Source organism: Mojavia sp., assembly GCF_059505145.1.
This window is the reverse complement of the sequence record NZ_JCACKA010000036.1, coordinates 71,772-89,618: the sequence shown is the minus strand read 5'-3', so window position 1 is coordinate 89,618 and position 17,847 is coordinate 71,772. Positions and strand designations below refer to the sequence as shown.

Sequence of the window (17,847 nt, the reverse complement as noted above, 5' to 3'; positions counted from 1 at the left end):
TCAAGCCTTATTAACCAGTGCTATCGCATATTTATCTACTAGGGAGGATGAATAAAATTGCCATAATCTCCACATTATTAACAGAAGAAATTTTGGGGAAGGCTGAAAATATTTAGTCCTAACCCAACCTGAATAAATAAAAACATGACACTACGCGATCCACTTCCTGAAAAAATTAAACAGCCAGTTAGACAAGCAGCTTCTTATCTTTGGGTTGAGCGATTAGCAAGATTAGGCTATGTTGCAAAAGGTCTAGTTTATTTTATCGTGGGTTTGCTAGCAGCACAGGCAGCATTTGGTTATGGTGGCAAAACTACAGATACTAGTGGTGCGTTGGAGGCGATTGTCACCCAGCCTTTCGGTAAATTTTTGCTGGGGATCGTCACCCTTGGGCTGATTGGGTATGCATTCTGGCGTTTTGTGCAAACTATTCTCGACCCCGAACATTCTGGTCAACAAATGAATAGTAAACGAATTGCCCAGCGTCTGGGCTATGCTTTTAGCGCGATCGCTTACTTCAGTTTGGCTGTGACATCTATAAAAATAATTATTATGGGTTCAAGTAGTAGCGATAGCGATTCAGTCGAAGATTGGACAATATATTTTCTACATCAACCTTTTGGACGATGGTTAGTAGTGCTTTTGGGTTTGACAGTGATTGGCGTTGGGATTTCTTACCTTTATAAAGCATACAAAGGCAAATTCTGCCGCTATTTTAAACTTAATCAAATGAGTCAGACTGAGCAAATTTGGGCGATGCGTCTGGGTAGGTTTGGGATTTCTGCCCGTGGCGTTGTTTTTGGTATCATCGGCACTTTTATGATGGTGGCAGCAATTCAATTAGATGGCACTCAAGCTAGGGGATTAGGTGGTGCATTGACAGCTCTGGCACAGCAACCCTTTGGCCCCTGGATTTTAGGTGTGGTGGCTTTGGGTTTGATTGCTTACGGTATGTATTGCGTAATCGAGGCTCGCTATCGACATATTAGTAATTTATAAATTCGCTGATAAAAATACACTTTTGATTCTAATTTTTATCAAAAATGCAATATTGAATTGGGGTTTGATGAACGGCATTGCATAATTGCGGGATGAATTGACATTTGAAACCATTGAAAATTCGTTCCAAGTTGGGCTAAATAATCCCATGATTCAGCAATGCCTGGTGAACTGATTTTGCACAACGTTAACCGGGAACAGCAGCAATTTATCGAAGTGTTTGGTGAGAAAGTTATTCCAGCTTTGGTATAAGAACAAATATGTACACAGCAATATGTGCGATCGCCTTAGCCATCATACATTTATTTTCAGGTAAACTACGATTTCTCGAAGCTAAACCGCGTAGTCGTTGGCTCTCTTTTGGCAGTGGAGTATCTGTTGCTTATGTGTTCGTCCACATTTTGCCAGAATTGAGTAAAGCTCAAGTAATACTCCAAAGCAGTTTGAATATTGGACTTGCTTTCTTAGAACATCACGTTTATTTGGTGGCACTTTTAGGTTTAGCAGTGTTTTATGGCTTAGAGCGATTTGCAAACAAATCGCGTCAACGTAGTCAACAAATAGGCAAGGGAGATGTGACTTCTTCAGGAGTTTTTTGGATACACATCGCTTCTTTTGCTGTTTATAATGCCTTAATTGGTTACTTGTTAGTACATCGAGAAGAATCAGGTATCAAGAGTTTGTTGTTCTTTTCTTTTGCGATCGCGCTGCATTTTGTAGTTAACGATAATGGTTTGCGCGAAAACCACAAACAAATATATGACCGGATTGGGCGGTGGTTGTTAGCAGCCGCGATAATTGTTGGTTGGGTAATTGGCATTGGCACGGTAATTCATCAGGCGGCCGTTGCGGTTCTCTTCGCCTTTTTAGCCGGAGGTATTGTACTCAATATACTTAAGGAAGAACTACCAGAAGAGCGAGAAAGCCGCTTTTGGGCATTTGCATTGGGTGCGATCGGTTATGCAATTCTTTTATTAGCTCTTTAATTTTTGATTCCTAATCTTTATTGTAATGCTTGTTGTAGTTGTTCAAATTTCAGGGATTTAATTAAACTTAACGGTAGTGGTTGCTGACTAATTGTACTAACGTAATCTGTACTCAAATGGCGATCTTTATTGTACTACGACCTTCTGGAAATGCAAATTGATAGCTATAGTCTCAACGCTTTTCTCAACCAGAGTCTGGAAGCAAACCCAAGTATTGATCATAGGGACAATTCTAGCGACTGCGACTTTTGATAGGAGATTTTCTCTAATCATAGTGACAGGCTGGTGTGGCAGTGTATGTGGTTTGATGATGTCGAAGATTTGGTTACTAATACGCCGTCTAAGAATCAAACTTTGGATGATTTTGTAACTTAAAGGATAAGCTTGCGGTGAGTCTAAAAAATAGGTAGAGAAAAATGCTCTCTTCACAAGAGTTTGATGGCTAGCATCAGAGCGATCGCTATTTTTTAGCTAGCTACGAATTTGCATTTTGAATTCAAAAATGGTCATTTAGATGGATTGATGCACTTGAGATGATCGCAACCAAAACGTTGAGTCATCATTGCAGATAGCTGTTGGGAAGCTTGACCATCAAGGTTTAATTGTCGCTGGATCTGGTCATAAGCTTCTCCCTGCGCTATCCACCTTGCCATTTGCTGAAACTGTGCCCAAGTTAAATCACTATCAACAAATGCTTTGGCAAGGGTAATCACCAGCTCCTCATAATCATTGTCTTCGAGTTTTGTCATCATCCGGTGTTCAATGTTGAGCGAATCATCAAAGCAGTAATACCAGGATTTTGGTTGCTGCTTGAGTACCATTTTGAAAAACTCTTGCTGTTTAGAACGACTAACAGCGCGATCGCTCTCGCTACATACAATTAAACTAGGAGCAGAAACACTCTTTTGAGCCTGTTTTAAAACCTGCTCTCCCAATTCCAGAAATATCCGTAATGCCGGCAGCCGGAAACCTTTATAGCCAAAATTGCCAGGTGCGTCTTTATTGAACCATTCAAAGTAAATTGGCAGAGTTTTGATCAGTCGATCAAATAGTGAATGATGGCTCCCCAAATAAGGCGCGAATAATAATGCACGCTCAATCTCCTGGGGATGCTCCAAAGCTAACCAAGCAGCTAAGGTTCCACCCGTTGATAATCCACCGACTACAACTTGTTGACCTAGCATTTTGGCAATCTGCAACCACTCCAGCACAAATTGTTGATAAGTCTGAATATCTGTTGGTAGTGGTGGGGGATTTTGGCGGTTCCAGTCGCCTGAGCGTCCATGGCCAGGTTGTAAAGGAACCAGAACGTTATATCCTGCATCAAATAAGGCTTTACCGAGTGGTTCAAATTGATAGGGCCCTGCTGTAAAACCATGCAAAAACAGACAAACTTTTGATGTAGAGTGAGGATGAACAAAAAACTTTGAACGGCAGGCTTCGTTCTTGAGTCCAAATGCAGACTCTGATTTATGAACTTGCTCCAAGCTCTCTGTTATCTTCTGAATGCTAACTGTCATTTGGTTACTTGTCGTACTTCGGCATATACTTATCATTGTCTTAACTCAGTCAGCCGATCGAATCTAGCAGATGACATATTGTTGATTTAACCGTCAGAAATCACAGAATGACTAAGCCTTTTGGAAGCAAGACCAAAGCTACTGTCTGGGTGGTAGAAAATGGCAAAGTGCGATCGCGCTCAGATTATCTCACCACCGAAGAACCTTTAGAAATTCGCTTAGTTTCTCAAAATCGCACCATAGCCGTTACCATGCGAACACCAGGAGCAGATTTTGAATTAGCTGCTGGTTTTCTCTACGGTGAGGGAGTCATTAACTCTAGAGAAGATATCCAACGCATGAGCTATTGTGTAGATGATGCCGTCGATGGTGAGCAGCGCTACAACATTGTAAACGTACAACTACGGCAAGGATTGATTGCAGATTTACAGCCTTTAGAGCGTCACTTTTACATTAATAGTGCTTGTGGAGTTTGCGGTAAAGCCAACCTTGAGGCTTTGCATTTGCGGGGTTGTTCCATAATTCCCCCACATCCAACAGTCACGCCTGAGATTATTTACAGCTTACCTGAAAAACTCCGGGCTGCTCAAGGTATCTTTACCGCTACAGGAGGTTTGCACGCTGCCGCTGTGTTTGATGCTCAAGGGCAACTATTAAACTTGCAAGAGGATATTGGGCGTCACAATGCCGTAGATAAATTGATTGGTTCAGCTTTACTTGCTAACGAGTTGCCGTTAAATAATCATATTGTTATGGTTAGTGGACGTTCTAGCTTTGAGATTTTGCAAAAATCTACCGTTGCAGGGATACCGATTGTTTGTTCTATTTCTGCTCCTAGTAGTTTGGCTGTTTCCATTGCTCAGGAGTTTGGCATCACCTTAATTGGATTCTTGCGGGGAGAGCGATTCAATGTTTACGCTGGGCGGGAAAGAATTGTAACTTCATAGAGAATTTGTATAAGCCAACCGTTAAATTAACTATAAGAGGCAGTATTATATATCCTTGAATTAGCAGTCGCCACAGAGCAAAATTCCACCATCTGCCTTGTCTTATAAAGTCAATTAAAGAGATATCGGTGTTTAAAGTGGGGTCAATGCGTTTGAGGTGGTTTCGCCAAGCTGCGGGACGGAAGAATAGCCAGAACAGCAGTTGTAGACTACCCAGTATTAAGTTGGGGTGCTGCTCAGGTGCATCGGTGTAGGCGTTGCGGAGTATGTTTGGCGATGCCATAGTTTCCCGGTTTGGGTTGACGCTGAAATTAACTATGTCATTGAGAATGTAACATTACCCTGGTGAAGTGCAAAGGCTGGGATTGCTTCACTTCGTACCCTAGCCTTCGGCAACCCCTTCGGGGAACGGGAACGCCAAGGGCGAACGCAATGACTCACACTGTCATTGCGAGGAGGAACGACGAAGCAATCGCTATGACTTGTAGGGAGTTGGGATTGTTTCACTTCGTTCGCAATGACAGCATAGGAACGACGAAGCAATCGCCATAACTGAGATGACAAAAGTGCGATCACATAACCTATAATTTACAATTCATCATATAAATCTTTCCATTCTTTATTGAAACTATTAACTAAATCAATCTTCTTTTGCCTAGAGCCAGCTTTAATCTGCTTTTCTCTACTAATCGCTGTATAGGCATCCTCAAAAATTTCGTAATACACTAACTTTGTAATATTGTATTTTTTGGTAAATCCCTCTACCAATTTTGATTTATGTTCGTAAATCCTTCTTTGCAAATCGTTGGTTACTCCTGTATAAAGCACACTGTTATGTTTATTAGTCATCATGTATAGATAATATTGTTTACTCATTGAGCTATGCCAAATATTTGATAATTTTGACAATCTTAACTGAGTAAATAACCTATTGTCATTGCGAGCGTAACGTAGTGAAGCGAAGCAATCCCAACCCTTGCGATTGCTTCGCTTCGCTCGCAATGACAGAATCTTTGTCATTGCGAATAAAGCGCCAGCGGAATGTAGGCGAAGCCTTCCCGTAGGCTAGCAATCTCCTTCCCAACGCAAAAATGTCAAATTAAATTATTAATTATTAAATTCCCAATCTTCCAAAGGCACAGCAGCTTCAAAAGGATCATCATAACGGTACAGTTTTTAACGGTGGATAGAGAAATCCCTACTGCATCAGCTAATGACTGCTGGCTGGGATAGCCATTACGCAAAAGTGCTGACTTAACTTTTTTAATATACTCTGGGGCTACCCGAAGCGATCGCGCCATCACGCCTCATTTATTAATACCAATTCAAAGTTAATTGTAGGGTAGTAACTACAACAGCCTAATACACTAAACTCTACCAAGACGACAAATCACCTAACAAATCCACTAAAACTCAGCTATCACTCAGCTATGTTCTCACCTAGTGCCCGATTTTAATAGATTGTAGAGTTCATTGGAAGGGCAAGCAATATGCATAACCAAAACCAAGATGAAACAAACATCTCTGTGAATCTAAATTACCAGGAACGCCACAGCATTTATCAGGAAAGACTCCGCCAAGCTAGTGCAGCATTTAACCTTGCTTTTGCAATGACAACGATTAGTGCGATCGCAGGTTTCGCTGGTATTATGCTACTGTTTTCTGGCAACATTTCCGCTGGAACTATCACAGCCGCAGGAGGTGGAATTTATGCTAGTGTTACAGCTTCATGGCTAAAACTGGCAAAAGATAGCAATGATAGGCTAGATAAAGCTGCACGGGCATTAGAAGCAGAGTCTTGATTTAGGATGCTATTTCGCTCACGAGTATAAAAGACTCGTCCGCGAGTATAAAAGACTCGTTGACGAGTATCAAAGACTCATTCACGAGTATAAAAGACTCGTTGACGAGTATCAAAGACTCATTGACGAGTATCAAAGACTCGTTGACGAGTATCAAAGACTCATTGACGAGTATCAAAGACTCGTTGACGAGTATCAAAGACTCATTGACGAGTATAAAAGACTCGCTCACGAGTATCAAAGACTCATTGACGAGTATAAAAGACTCGCTCACGAGTATAAAAGGCTCGCTCACGAGTATAAAAGACTCGCTCACGAGTATAAAAGACTCGTGGATGAATAAATAAAACTCGTAGACGAATATTAGAATTGCGTCTACGAGTATTAGAACCTCGTTAATGAGTATTTAGGACTCTAGGACTTACGCACTCAAGCCTGAAACCCCGATCCCCCCTAGCCCCCCTTTTTAAGGGGGGAACGTCTAAAGCCACGCCACTGAGGGAGTCGCTTAACCCGCAAGGGCGCAGGGCTGCCCCTTTCTAAGGGGGTTGGGGGATCTGAGTGCGTAAGTTCTGGACTCGTTGATGAAATTTAAGGAGCTATAGTTAACTACCGACTCATCACTTAAACTTCTTTACACCGCACAATTTAACTCACCGGCTTTACGTGTAAAGCGGCGATTTTCGCGGTAGTCTACAGGACAATCAATCACCGCGGGTACATCTTGAGCTAAGGCTTCTTTGAGGACAGGAATTAAATCAGTAGCAGATTCAACACGGTAACCTTTTAAACCCATGCTTTCGGCTAATTTAACGAAATCGGGATTACTAAAATGAACAAAAGATGAGTTTCCTGGGCCAAAATGATTTTCTTGCTTCCACTCAATTAAACCGTAGCCACCATCATTAAAAATCAAGGTGACAAAGGGAGTACCGACACGCAAAGCAGTTTCTAATTCCTGGCAATTCATCATAAAACCACCATCACCAGTTGCAGCCACTACTTTGCGGTTAGGATGAACGAGTTTTGCTGCTAAAGCGCCAGGAATAGCAATACCCATCGCCGCAAAGCCATTGGAAATAATGCAAGTATTGGGGCTATGACAATGATAATGTCGAGCCAGCCACATTTTATGTGCGCCGACATCAGAAATGACAATATCATCAGGGCCCATTACCTGGCGTAAATCATAAATTATCTTTTGCGGCTTAATAGGAAACCCATCATCATGGGCATGGTATTCGTAATCTTCACGAATATTCGTCCGTAAGCTGATAGCGTAGGGATTTGATTTGCCCTGTCTATCTGCCAACTTGAGGATTTCAAATAGGGAATCAGAAATATCTCCTACGACTTCAACGCTGGGAATGTAACTACTATCAACTTCAGCCGAAAGAGCTGCAATATGAACAATTGGAATCTTGCCTTCTGGATTCCATTTTTTTGGAGAAAACTCGATTAAATCATAGCCAATAGCAATTACTAAATCTGTGTTATCAAAACCACAAGTAATAAAATCTCGTTGCTGTAAGCCTACTGACCACAAAGCTAAGTGATGAGTATAAGGAATAACGCCCTTGCCCATAAAAGTATTGGCAACGGGAATATTCATCTGAGTAGTAAATTGCGTTACCGCATCACTAGCTTGGGCACGAATAGCCCCATTTCCTACTAAGATTAACGGATTAACTGCCTGAGAAATTGCTGCTGCTGCTGCCCGAATGCTAGCAAAAGCTGCATAAGTTTTTTGAATATTATCCTTATGCAAGGGTTTGCCTTCTACTGGCATAGCGGCAATATTTTCTGGCAAATCGATGTGAACTGCACCTGGTTTTTCGGTTTGTGCTAGCTTAAATCCTTTGCGGACAACTTCTGGTGTAATACTTGGGCGGACAATTTGTTTATTCCACTTAGTTACAGGTGCAAACATTGCCACCAAATCCAAATATTGATGGGATTCGATGTGCATTCTATCTGTTCCCACTTGCCCGGTAATAGCAACTAAAGGCGCACCATCGAGGTTAGCATCTGCTACCCCAGTCATTAAATTTGTTGCTCCAGGGCCAAGAGTAGAAAGACAAACACCTGCTTTTCCGGTCAGGCGTCCATAGACATCGGCCATAAATGCCGCGCCTTGTTCGTGACGAGTAGTAATAAATTTAATAGAAGAATGTTTTAGGGCTTCTAAAACGTGTAGGTTTTCTTCACCTGGAAGTCCAAAAACATATTCTACTCCTTCATTTTCTAAACACTGTACCAACAAATCTGCCGTATTCATTTTGATTTCCTCAATAGGGGCTAGGGACTAGGAACTGGGGGCTGAGGACTAGGGATTGGGGACTAGGGACTGGGGACTAGGGATTAGGGACTAGGGATTAGGGATTAAGAAAAATCTTTCCTAATACCCAATCACCAATCCCCAGTACCCAGTACCCAATACCCGATCCCCAGTACCCTATACCCGATCCCCAATCCCTAATTATTTAACCCACACAGTTTTAACATTGACAAACTCATGTATACCTTGGATACTCAATTCTCTGCCATACCCAGAACGCTTGATACCACCGAAGGGCAAGCGGGGATCGGATTTTACCATACCGTTGATAAAGACCGAACCGGCTTCGATTTCTTCAATTAGGCGATCGCGTTCTTGGTCATTTTTTGTCCAAGCACTTGCACCCAAGCCAAAGGGTATGTTATTCGCTAGTTGAATAGCTGCATCGATATCCGGGACGCGGAATAATAAGGCCACTGGGCCAAAGAATTCTTCTTGGGCAATTGGACTATTTTGGGGAATATCTGTAACTATCGTCGCTGTATAGAAATTACCAGGACGATCTGATAACGGATGTCCACCCGTGAGAATTCTGCCACCACTTGCTACAGCAGCTTGCACTTGTTGGTCTAAATCCTGGAGAATATCCGGGGTCGCCAATGGGCCTAAGTCGGTGTCTGGTTGCATGGGATCGCCAACTTTTAATGCCAAGAATTTGTCTAATAACAGCTTTTCAAATTTATCAGCGATCGCTTCTGCCACAATGAAGCGTTTCGCTGCTATACAAGATTGCCCGTTATTCAACATTCTTGCTGTAGTAGCTGTGACAACTGCTGCCTCTATATCAGCACTTTCTAACACAATGAACGGATCGCTTCCTCCTAATTCCAGGACGGTTTTTTTTATTTGTTTGCCAGCTGCAACAGCTAAAGATGCGCCTGCTGGTTCACTTCCTGTTAAGGTAGCGGCTTTGATCCGATCATCAGCCATTAAATCAGCAACTTTGGCAGCACCGATCAACAAAGTTTGAAATACACCTTGCCCAAAACCTGCCCGTCGAAAAATATCTTCAATAGCTAAGGCACATTGGGGCACATTGGAAGCGTGTTTAAGTAAACCAACATTCCCTGCCATTAGTGCCGGCGCTGCAAAACGGAACACTTGCCAAAAGGGAAAATTCCACGGCATGACTGCAAGAATTACACCTAATGGCTGGTAGCGCACAAAACTTTTACTAGCATCGGTTTCCACAGAAACATCAGCAAGAAAGTCGGCGGCGTGTTCGGCGTAGTAACGGCAGACAAGAGCGCATTTTTCTACTTCAGCGATCGCAGCCTTTAAAGGCTTACCCATTTCCAGAGTCATCACTTTAGCAAATTCTGCTTTTTCTTGCTCTAAAATTTCCGCGGCTTTTTGCAGAGCGTGCGATCGCTCAGTAAAACTAGTTTTGCGGTACTGCTCAAAAGCCTGACCTGCCAAATCGAGTTTAGTGGCGATTTCTGTATCATTCAGCGGCTCAAAAGTTTTGAGCGTCTCCCCAGTTGCGGGATTAATGGTGGCGATAGCCATTGCCTGACCTCCCGTTCAAAAAATAGCTTGAGGTAGCATTCCAGTGTTACACATATCTATTGCGGAAGCTACCATCTAGATTTTAGACTCTCAGCCAAGAATTGGGGGATCAATATTAAATTTTCGCAACTAAAATTGAAATAAAATATACATTTTTGCTCAGTATTTATGCCTGTAAAATACAAATAAGCAACCATAAAAATTATTGGTAATTAATAATTACCAATTTGATAATTTTGAATTTGGAATTTTTTAATGCATCTTTGTCTGATAAACCTTAACTAATCGATTAATACCTTTGAAACTATAACTTCCCATTTCTTGGAAGTCTACAGGTTGTGAAAGCATTCTATAAGTAACTTCACTAATTACACATTCACCAGGAGGGCAGATTCCTTCCATGCGAGCCGCAAGATTAATACTAGCGCCTAAAGCTGTATATTCTACCCTTTGGGAGCTACCAACATCTCCGACAACCGCCTTACCGCTATTAATCGCAATGCGTAATTGTAAGGGTTCTTGCCAAAAACCATTCATATTAAGACGCTCAAGACGAGTTAGCATACCCTTGGCAGCAGCAGTAGCGCGGTCGGCGTGATCTGGTTGCGGTTCTGGAGCGCCAAAGAACGCCATAATACAATCACCAATATATTTATCTAAAGTGCCGCCATAGGCAAACACTTCTTGTAGCATCTCTTCAAATAAATTATTGAGTAATTGGGCGATCGCAGTTGGTGTAACTCGTTCAGAAATTGCCGTAAAGCCAACTAAATCTGCAAATAAAACGCTAATTTCAGTTTCTGCGGGAAGTAAACGTCCATCTGGCAACCGATTTACAGATATTAACTGCTGCACTACAGCTGGAGAGTGATAGCGTTCTAGTCTGTGACGAATCACCTCTTCGTTTTTGAGTTTATCTACTAATAACCAGCGTTGCACACTAGAAGCGACAAGATTTGCTAAAGCCGAAAAAAAGCTAAGTTCTTCCTCGCCTTCATTGGCCCAATGGTAAGAAGAAAGATGAGCATCCGCGTAGAGAACACCTACAACTTTATTTTCATCCCATAAAGGCACTGCCATGACGCTGCGAATACCTTTGACTAAAATGCTGTGTTCTGCGGAAAACCGTTCATCTTTATGGGTATCAGCTGATTGAATAACGACTTTTTCCTCAAAAACTTTTTGACAGATACTACGACTAATCCAACTGCCATCAGCTGCTAGATGTTGTTGCTGAGAACTGTTTCTGGTGGCAGAATTCATTAACTCCAAGTTACCACCACCAGTGACATCAATTAATAATGCCAAACGATCAATGCTATCGAGGTAACGAAAAACGACTTCTTGCACCTGAAAAAAAATATCTTCAATGGAAGTTGCCGCACAGAGATTTTTAGCGATATCTACCAAGTCTTTAAGCCGGGCAATGGTGATGTCCTTATTGCTGATGTCGCCATCTTTGCTATCAGCTTGTATCCATTGCTGTTGCAGTTGTTTGACGTTGCGAAAAATTGTTCTTTGTTCAGCAGCGTCCCAGTCATCTGCCTGATTAGTCATTGACTGGGCAATAGAAGTTGTGAGCAACACTACCAGACTCACATTCCCTAACCAAACAATATCATCATGATGTAACTCTTGAGGACAGGTAATCAGACGGTCATTTACTTGTGTCCCATTTTTACTCCCCAGATCCTTAATAGTCCATACACCATGAGCTACTTTCACAATCTGGGCATGGTTACGGGAGACTCCCCCAAAAGGTAAGTATAAATTACATTCTGGTAAACGGCCGATAGTGAATACATCTTGATCCACCAAAACTGTTGTTTCGGTATCTCCCTCTTTTAGAAGTAGTTTGAGTTCAGTCATGAGTATGAAATATTTGTCCTGGAATCTAAGGGTTCAAGCATATCTGAGGTTAGGAATAAACTAAAAGTCAACCCTTTGCCTTTTATTTATGACACCGCTAAGAACTTTACGACAACTTGATGTAGTAAATATTACAGATTAATTATAATCAGAGATTATTGATGATAGTGCGATCGCAAGGTTAAGGTGATTATACGGTTTCACTTTAACCTTGATACATTACTAACTTTACGTGAATTCGATGAACCTCACCCCAACCCCTCTCCAAGGCGGAGAGGGGCTTAAATCTTCCGAAATATCAATGAAAAATCGAGGTTTTAAAGCCTCTCACCTTGTAGGAGAGAGGAATGGAAGCGGGGTTTTCTCCAGCCATCGAATTCACGTTAACTTTCAATCCACTGTAGGGAATTAGGAATTACCAATTACAAATTAATAATTATGGGATTTTAGTCCACTTAAGTGGACTTACGCTTTTAGCCTTGCACTTCAGTACAGGGGGAATGCTGTTGTAAAATAGAGCATTTTGGCGAACCAATTCAGTTTGGTGGCAACTCTAAAGGTATCGTACCTAAAAAGCCCTTACGATAATCTGTTAAAAGTTGCCTTGCGGCTCTTTCTACATCACCTTTGTAGCGATGTTCTGCCAAAGCGTGCAAGTAAACTTCTCCTGTGTGGGGTGAAGAATCTAATTCATAGCGTGATGCTAATGGCTTATCTGGCAACAAATTAGTAGCTACATCTTGGAGATAATTGAGCAAATTTACTAACTCTGCTGCTACTAACTGATTATCGTAAGATGCTTCGCCAATATCATCACAGATAGCTAATTTTAATGCTGCTTCTTGATCTTCCAGCCTGAGGGGAATCACACCAGGAGCATCTAACAATTCTAATTGCTCAGAAATTCGTACCCAACGCAAAGCACGAGTTACTCCAGGACGGGCAGCACTTTCTACCACCCGCTTTCCTAACAAACGGTTAATCAAAGCTGATTTACCGACATTGGGAAAACCAATCACTACTGCACGGACTGGACGGGGTAACATCCCGCGATCGCGTCTTCTTTGATTGAGTTCTACCCCAGCTGCTTGTGCTGCTTTCAAGACTGCGGCGACACCTTGACCATGTTGAGCATTAGTAAAATAAGCTGTTTCTCCTTGGCGTTTAAACCAGTCTACCCACAGCGATCGCACTTGCGAAGAAATCATATCTAAGCGATTCAGTACCAACACCCGCGTCTTATTGCCTACCCACTCTTCTATTTGGGGATGGTGTGTCGCTAAGGGAATCCGGGCGTCTCTTACCTCCAATACCACATCTACCCGCTTGAGCTGTTCTTTTAGGTTCTTTTCAGCCTTGGCAATGTGACCTGGATACCATTGAATTACATTTAACTTATAGTTTTGTGTTATAGACATTTGTTATTAATTACTCGTAACTGTTCATTGTTTAGTGGCTTGATGCAGAATTAGACGATTGCCATCGGGGTCATAGGCATAAATTTCTCTCCCGTGAGAAGCAATGGAAATCTCTCCGGGTGGAGAATAGCCTAAATTGGTAAGGTGGGCGATCGCACTTTCTAAGCTACAGACCTCTAAACACAAACTTAGCTTACTTTTGGCACTCGTTTCAAATTCAGACTCGTGTATTTTTTTGGGTTTAAAGATACCTATTCGTAGTCCAGATATCTGAAACTCTGCATAAATATTAGGAATTACCGAGGTTGGATTCTGCTCTAATAATTGACTATAGAAATTTACCAAAACCTCAAAATTAACTGTTGCGATCGTTACGAGTGCATCATTGCAATGAAACAGTTCTGCTTGTGGTTGGGGCTGTTGATATTTCATATGAGCCTCTGAATTCAAGCAACTGGCGCAAATATTGTTTATTTACCATCCTATTCCTTATAAAAGGATACAGTATACCAGTGAGCAATGTTAGATTTTCACCAGGGTATACGTGCCCAGTCTGTAACATGCCAAATCCAAATAAACGCAAATGAACAAATTAAAGCGCCTAAATTCCATTTAACAGAATTTCTGATGAGTTTTTTGTGGGTATTGTTTTGTGCTGCTTGAGCTTCATCATTGATGTTTTTTTCTAATTTTCCGATTTGTGATAACAGTTGATTTTTCACCTCTTGAGGATTTTTTACCTCTGGCGCATTCTTTTGTTGATTTAACGATTTAAAAATTTGATTTATATCTTGGTCAGTAGTAGCTTTTCCCAGAATGTCTTTAATCTGTCGTATTTGGGTAATTTTTTGTGAAGAATTATTTTTAATTTGGAGATAATTTTGATTATCAATCCGCCAAGTATTATTAATCCCTAAAGGCAGTAGTAATAAGAATAAAACCCCAGCCAAGAGAGAACCCCATGATACAAGACTTAATAAATAAATTTCTACTTTATTACGATAATCTCTTTCTCCAAATACTACAAATATCAAACCTATTAAAGGTAAAGGTGCATGTTCTACAAGTGCCCCTATCATTTGAAATTCCCAAACAGGATTGGTAAAGTAAAATGGAATTAAAATATTAATAACATCAATAAAAGCTAATACTAATAATATATAACCAACAAAACGTAGCTTAAAAATAGCAGGCCAAAAATCTTTTTCTAATTGATCCATAAAAAGCTCAACCTAGAGTAAAACAAACCCAACACAAGTTACAGCAAGCAATGTTAATCGGATTTATTGTCGAAGTTATATCTCCTTTTTCAGTTTAGTTAATTGCGACATACTTGTTGATTTTTTTGTAGTATCAGATGACAGACAAACCCGAAAGCGAAAATAGAAATAGTAGAAAATATTTGTGTTCCAGGCTGTCCGTGCCAGTATTCAAAACCCTCATGGTTGGAGGCTGCTACTAGCAGTGTTATCAATACAAGTCGAAACACGTTAATTATAAATGCTAGAAATACTGCAATAATGGGCAAGAAAATTTTCTGAAATGTATTAATAGGAAACACTAATATAAAAATTAATGCTAATTGTAAAAGTAGTAATATAGCATTTAAGCCTGAACACGCAGGATATATCTCAATAGCTCCTGTAGGAAGAATTACATTAACGCCTTGCCGAGAAACTGCAAAGCCTAAATACCAAAGCACGAAACTAGAAAACTTAGCAGCTAATAGACTGAAATCAACTTTGGATGAAATTAGTGATATTAGCAAACCTTCAGATATTAATAAGAGCAAAATTATAAATTCTTTAGTGTATTGCTTTAATCCCTTAATGCCAGATGCCATCAAAGCCAAGCCAAAACAAGAAAATAAAGCATAAATTTTAACAAAATAAGTCTCGAACCAAAATAATGATGAACTTTTAACCAAAACAAAACTAATTAGTAAAAAACCAAATACACTAGAAACAATATCACTTTCTAGGTTAAGAGTATATCGTTTTTTCCAAATCAAATTTAGTATAGCTGCCCAAAATAGAACTTTGATGCTTAGAGTATCTGAACTGCCAATAAATTTCCAAGTTAAATAAATTTGAATTAATAGTAAATCAATAGCGATCGCAGATAGCCAAAAGTTAGATTTATTTAGTTTTTTTACAATATCCAAGCCTGATGCTTTCATGAATTTTTCTTTTTTGAACAATGATTTACAGCACCCACAACAACTAATGCCAATATTCCAGTGGTTGGCGAAAATTCGTAAGGTACAGCAGCAGTGTTAGTTATCAAACCGACAGATTGGAGATCGATATTAGCTCGTGCAGATGTAGTATTATCTCCCAAGAAAACAAAGTTAGAAGTTCTATAAACATCACTTCCAAATCCGCTAGCTGTTGTGTAATCTCGTAACAAACCGCTAAAAAGATTAGTAGCACCGCTACTTAAAGTGTAGGAATTTCCAGAGACATTTAAATTATAGGTAGTTAGGTTTGATAACAAGCTGGAAACACCAGTTACTTGTTCGCCAATAGAATTAAAAGAGGAACTAGCCTGAGAAAAAATATCATCATTTCTAAAACCTATTTCGATTCCTTGCTTGTCACTACCAAGAACTATAACGCTGAAGCCAGCACGATAATTCCCATTAGTACCATCGTTAGCTTGTGAGTTAATTCTTACTCTAAAAGAAAGGTTGTAACCAGCATTTCGATCAAGTGCGGGAAATAATGGATTGACTAGGGTGGTAGGGGTAATGACAGAACTAGGAGAGGTTGGGGGGTTGGCGACATTGTAATTACTATAGCCAGCATATATACCGTTATTGAAAGTGGTGTTCAAATTCGTTATACCTCCGCTGGCGCTTTGTGTGCCACCATTAGGAGATCCAAAAGTTAGCGCTGGCGAATTATTTAGCTCTGGCGAATTATATTGATCTGGCGTGACACCTGATGATCCATCATAAAGAGTGATTACTCCAGCCATGCTGCGGTTGGCTGTCATCAGCAAGGTCAACCCAACGATAATACCAGCTATTTTGTTTCTCATGATGAATTTATATACCGTAGAGGTAATTAAATATAAGGTTAGGATTATTACTGGGTATTTGGGCGTATCAGGCTTTTAAGCGAGGCTCCATAAAAGGCTGTGTAATTTATAACGCATCATTGTATACCATGAAATTACAATTTTGTGTAATCTGGAGATAATCGTATAAAATTTGTTAAAAACTAAACATAACAGCAATTTTTAACCAGTGTAAACACTTAAAATTGTAAGGGTACAATAATCTTGTACCCTTATTACTTGTTCTGAATAACTGGAGATTCTGCATAATTAACTGTGCTATCAGCTACTTCTATCAGCAAAAATATATCTTGTGATTGGGAGTGTGGTGTATCAAGCAAATCAGATAGTGGGCTTGGTTGGTGCTGGAATCCAATAAACGCTGAGTGCTAGGATAATGCTGACTAACATATCAACTTCGACTGGCTTGACTAAGCAAAAATTAACGCCTAACTCGTAAGCCATCTTGATATCTTCGTCTAAAGCAGAGCCAGTCAACATTACAACCGGAAGTTGCTGAAATTCAACTTGTTCGCGCACCCATCGCAAAAGTTGCAGCCCTGACTTTCCAGGTAGCCTTAAGTCTGTCAACAGCAAGTTTGGTAGCGGATTAGCAACTGTGTCTTCATAAGGAGTCTGCCCCAACAGATAACGTACAGCATCTTCTGTTGTCCCTACAACTCGCAAATTAGGCAATTTGTCTAACTTAGATTTTTGCAGGGCGCGTCTAACCAATAAGACGTAGGCAGCATCGTCCTCAACATATAAGACAGTTTTGGAATCAACTTCTGCCATTTCTAATAACCTTTAGTTAAGCCTATGTTCAAAATTTAGTGAGGACTGTTTAGCGTTCATTGAACTGAGTTTAAATATGTAGCAAGTTGCTTCATGATTTCAACTAGTTCACTAAAAGATCCAGGTCTAACAATATAGGAACTTGCCCCTAACTCAGTTGCTTGATTAATATCTTCCATCTCGCCAGAACTACTGAGGACAATCACAGGCAGGTTAACAAAGTTTGGTTGTTGTTTGATCCAAGCAAGTAGTTCCATGCCGTTCATACGAGGCATTTTGATATCTGTAACTATTAAATTAGGGAGGGGATAGTTATTGAGATAGGCATCATCTACGGTTTTTTTGAGATAGTTGACTGCCTGTTCGCCATCTTCAACCGCTTGGATTTGAATGTTGCGTTCAACCTTACTCATTGCCCGCCTAATTAGTAATACATTACCTGGTTCATCGTCTACTAGCAGAATATAATTCTGCTGAGTATTACTCATAGTTTGTAATTGTTTCTTTCTAAACGATACTGTCAAGCGATGCTCGTCTTTTTAAATTCGTATTTAGGATATCGAAGTTAAAAGTAAAACACTTTTGCCTCAGATTGAACTTTAAA

21 protein-coding genes are annotated in these 17,847 nt (G+C 40.4%); 4 read left to right on the top strand and 17 right to left on the bottom strand.

Annotated features, from left to right (window positions below; genetic code table 11):
* Nucleotides 1-144 precede the first annotated feature (144 nt).
* Both AC5JL8_RS06725 and AC5JL8_RS06720 read left to right on the top strand, forming a co-directional pair.
* Complete coding sequence (locus AC5JL8_RS06725; RefSeq protein ID WP_495879009.1) at nucleotides 145-999, top strand: DUF1206 domain-containing protein; 855 nt, start codon at nucleotides 145-147, stop codon at nucleotides 997-999.
* Between the two features lie 260 nt (nucleotides 1,000-1,259).
* Nucleotides 1,260-1,985: a hypothetical protein gene (locus AC5JL8_RS06720; protein ID WP_495879008.1), complete on the top strand. Its 726-nt coding sequence runs from the start codon at nucleotides 1,260-1,262 to the stop codon at nucleotides 1,983-1,985.
* A 126-nt stretch (nucleotides 1,986-2,111) separates the two neighbouring features.
* On the opposite strand, the gene AC5JL8_RS06715 is transcribed toward AC5JL8_RS06720, so the two are convergent.
* A complete protein-coding gene (locus AC5JL8_RS06715; protein ID WP_495879007.1) occupies nucleotides 2,112-2,414 on the bottom strand; it encodes a hypothetical protein in 303 nt (100 codons plus the stop codon).
* Nucleotides 2,415-2,491: 77 nt separating this feature from the next.
* Entirely contained in the window at nucleotides 2,492-3,505 is a 1,014-nt protein-coding gene (locus tag AC5JL8_RS06710; RefSeq protein ID WP_495879006.1) for an alpha/beta hydrolase, read from the bottom strand.
* 107 nt (nucleotides 3,506-3,612) lie between these two features.
* Between AC5JL8_RS06710 and fdhD the strand changes: the two genes are divergently transcribed.
* A complete protein-coding gene (fdhD, locus tag AC5JL8_RS06705) occupies nucleotides 3,613-4,452 on the top strand; it encodes a formate dehydrogenase accessory sulfurtransferase FdhD (protein ID WP_495879005.1) in 840 nt (279 codons plus the stop codon).
* Here the strand turns inward: fdhD and AC5JL8_RS06700 are convergent.
* From AC5JL8_RS06700 to AC5JL8_RS06685, 4 genes are all read right to left on the bottom strand, one after another.
* Complete coding sequence (locus AC5JL8_RS06700) at nucleotides 4,412-4,735, bottom strand: hypothetical protein (RefSeq protein ID WP_495879004.1); 324 nt, start codon at nucleotides 4,733-4,735, stop codon at nucleotides 4,412-4,414. The two genes, fdhD and AC5JL8_RS06700, sit on opposite strands and share 41 nt — an antisense overlap.
* A gap of 32 nt (nucleotides 4,736-4,767) precedes the next feature.
* The gene (locus AC5JL8_RS06695) at nucleotides 4,768-5,016 is read right to left on the bottom strand and encodes a hypothetical protein (protein ID WP_495879003.1); all 249 of its coding nucleotides are present in this window, start codon (nucleotides 5,014-5,016) and stop codon (nucleotides 4,768-4,770) included.
* A gap of 24 nt (nucleotides 5,017-5,040) precedes the next feature.
* Nucleotides 5,041-5,328: a GIY-YIG nuclease family protein gene (locus AC5JL8_RS06690; protein WP_495879002.1), complete on the bottom strand. Its 288-nt coding sequence runs from the start codon at nucleotides 5,326-5,328 to the stop codon at nucleotides 5,041-5,043.
* Between the two features lie 218 nt (nucleotides 5,329-5,546).
* Entirely contained in the window at nucleotides 5,547-5,753 is a 207-nt protein-coding gene (locus tag AC5JL8_RS06685) for a winged helix-turn-helix transcriptional regulator (protein WP_495879001.1), read from the bottom strand.
* A gap of 189 nt (nucleotides 5,754-5,942) precedes the next feature.
* Between AC5JL8_RS06685 and AC5JL8_RS06680 the strand changes: the two genes are divergently transcribed.
* Nucleotides 5,943-6,254, top strand: a complete 312-nt coding sequence (locus tag AC5JL8_RS06680; protein WP_495879000.1) for a TRADD-N-associated membrane domain-containing protein — start codon at nucleotides 5,943-5,945, stop codon at nucleotides 6,252-6,254.
* 1 nt (nucleotide 6,255) lies between these two features.
* On the opposite strand, the gene AC5JL8_RS06675 is transcribed toward AC5JL8_RS06680, so the two are convergent.
* The 11 genes from AC5JL8_RS06675 to AC5JL8_RS06625 all read right to left on the bottom strand — a co-directional run bounded on the left by AC5JL8_RS06675 (nucleotide 6,256) and on the right by AC5JL8_RS06625 (nucleotide 17,731).
* Nucleotides 6,256-6,528 (bottom strand): hypothetical protein, encoded by a 273-nt coding sequence (locus AC5JL8_RS06675; RefSeq protein ID WP_495878999.1) that lies wholly within the window; start codon nucleotides 6,526-6,528, stop codon nucleotides 6,256-6,258.
* A gap of 360 nt (nucleotides 6,529-6,888) precedes the next feature.
* Nucleotides 6,889-8,532 carry an acetolactate synthase large subunit gene (locus AC5JL8_RS06670; protein ID WP_495878998.1) on the bottom strand — a complete coding sequence of 548 codons (1,644 nt, stop codon included), beginning with the start codon at nucleotides 8,530-8,532 and terminating at the stop codon, nucleotides 6,889-6,891.
* Between the two features lie 201 nt (nucleotides 8,533-8,733).
* Nucleotides 8,734-10,101, bottom strand: a complete 1,368-nt coding sequence (locus AC5JL8_RS06665) for an NAD-dependent succinate-semialdehyde dehydrogenase (protein WP_495878997.1) — start codon at nucleotides 10,099-10,101, stop codon at nucleotides 8,734-8,736.
* Nucleotides 10,102-10,353: 252 nt separating this feature from the next.
* Complete coding sequence (locus AC5JL8_RS06660) at nucleotides 10,354-11,970, bottom strand: adenylate/guanylate cyclase domain-containing protein (RefSeq protein ID WP_495878996.1); 1,617 nt, start codon at nucleotides 11,968-11,970, stop codon at nucleotides 10,354-10,356.
* 536 nt (nucleotides 11,971-12,506) lie between these two features.
* Nucleotides 12,507-13,388 (bottom strand): ribosome biogenesis GTPase YlqF, encoded by an 882-nt coding sequence (ylqF, locus tag AC5JL8_RS06655; RefSeq protein WP_495878995.1) that lies wholly within the window; start codon nucleotides 13,386-13,388, stop codon nucleotides 12,507-12,509.
* A 24-nt stretch (nucleotides 13,389-13,412) separates the two neighbouring features.
* The gene (locus AC5JL8_RS06650; RefSeq protein ID WP_495878994.1) at nucleotides 13,413-13,820 is read right to left on the bottom strand and encodes a VOC family protein; all 408 of its coding nucleotides are present in this window, start codon (nucleotides 13,818-13,820) and stop codon (nucleotides 13,413-13,415) included.
* Nucleotides 13,821-13,918: 98 nt separating this feature from the next.
* Nucleotides 13,919-14,608 (bottom strand): HpsJ-like protein, cyanoexosortase A-associated, encoded by a 690-nt coding sequence (gene hpsJ-A / locus AC5JL8_RS06645; protein WP_495878993.1) that lies wholly within the window; start codon nucleotides 14,606-14,608, stop codon nucleotides 13,919-13,921.
* A 98-nt stretch (nucleotides 14,609-14,706) separates the two neighbouring features.
* Nucleotides 14,707-15,567, bottom strand: coding sequence for a cyanoexosortase A (crtA, locus tag AC5JL8_RS06640; protein WP_495878992.1), 861 nt, complete (start codon nucleotides 15,565-15,567; stop codon nucleotides 14,707-14,709).
* The gene (locus AC5JL8_RS06635) at nucleotides 15,564-16,430 is read right to left on the bottom strand and encodes a PFE-CTERM domain-containing protein (RefSeq protein WP_495878991.1); all 867 of its coding nucleotides are present in this window, start codon (nucleotides 16,428-16,430) and stop codon (nucleotides 15,564-15,566) included. Before AC5JL8_RS06635 ends, crtA begins: the two co-directional genes overlap by 4 nt.
* A gap of 360 nt (nucleotides 16,431-16,790) precedes the next feature.
* A complete protein-coding gene (locus tag AC5JL8_RS06630; RefSeq protein ID WP_495878990.1) occupies nucleotides 16,791-17,243 on the bottom strand; it encodes a response regulator in 453 nt (150 codons plus the stop codon).
* A 56-nt stretch (nucleotides 17,244-17,299) separates the two neighbouring features.
* Nucleotides 17,300-17,731: a response regulator gene (locus AC5JL8_RS06625; RefSeq protein ID WP_495878989.1), complete on the bottom strand. Its 432-nt coding sequence runs from the start codon at nucleotides 17,729-17,731 to the stop codon at nucleotides 17,300-17,302.
* Between the last annotated feature and the right edge of the window lie 116 nt (nucleotides 17,732-17,847).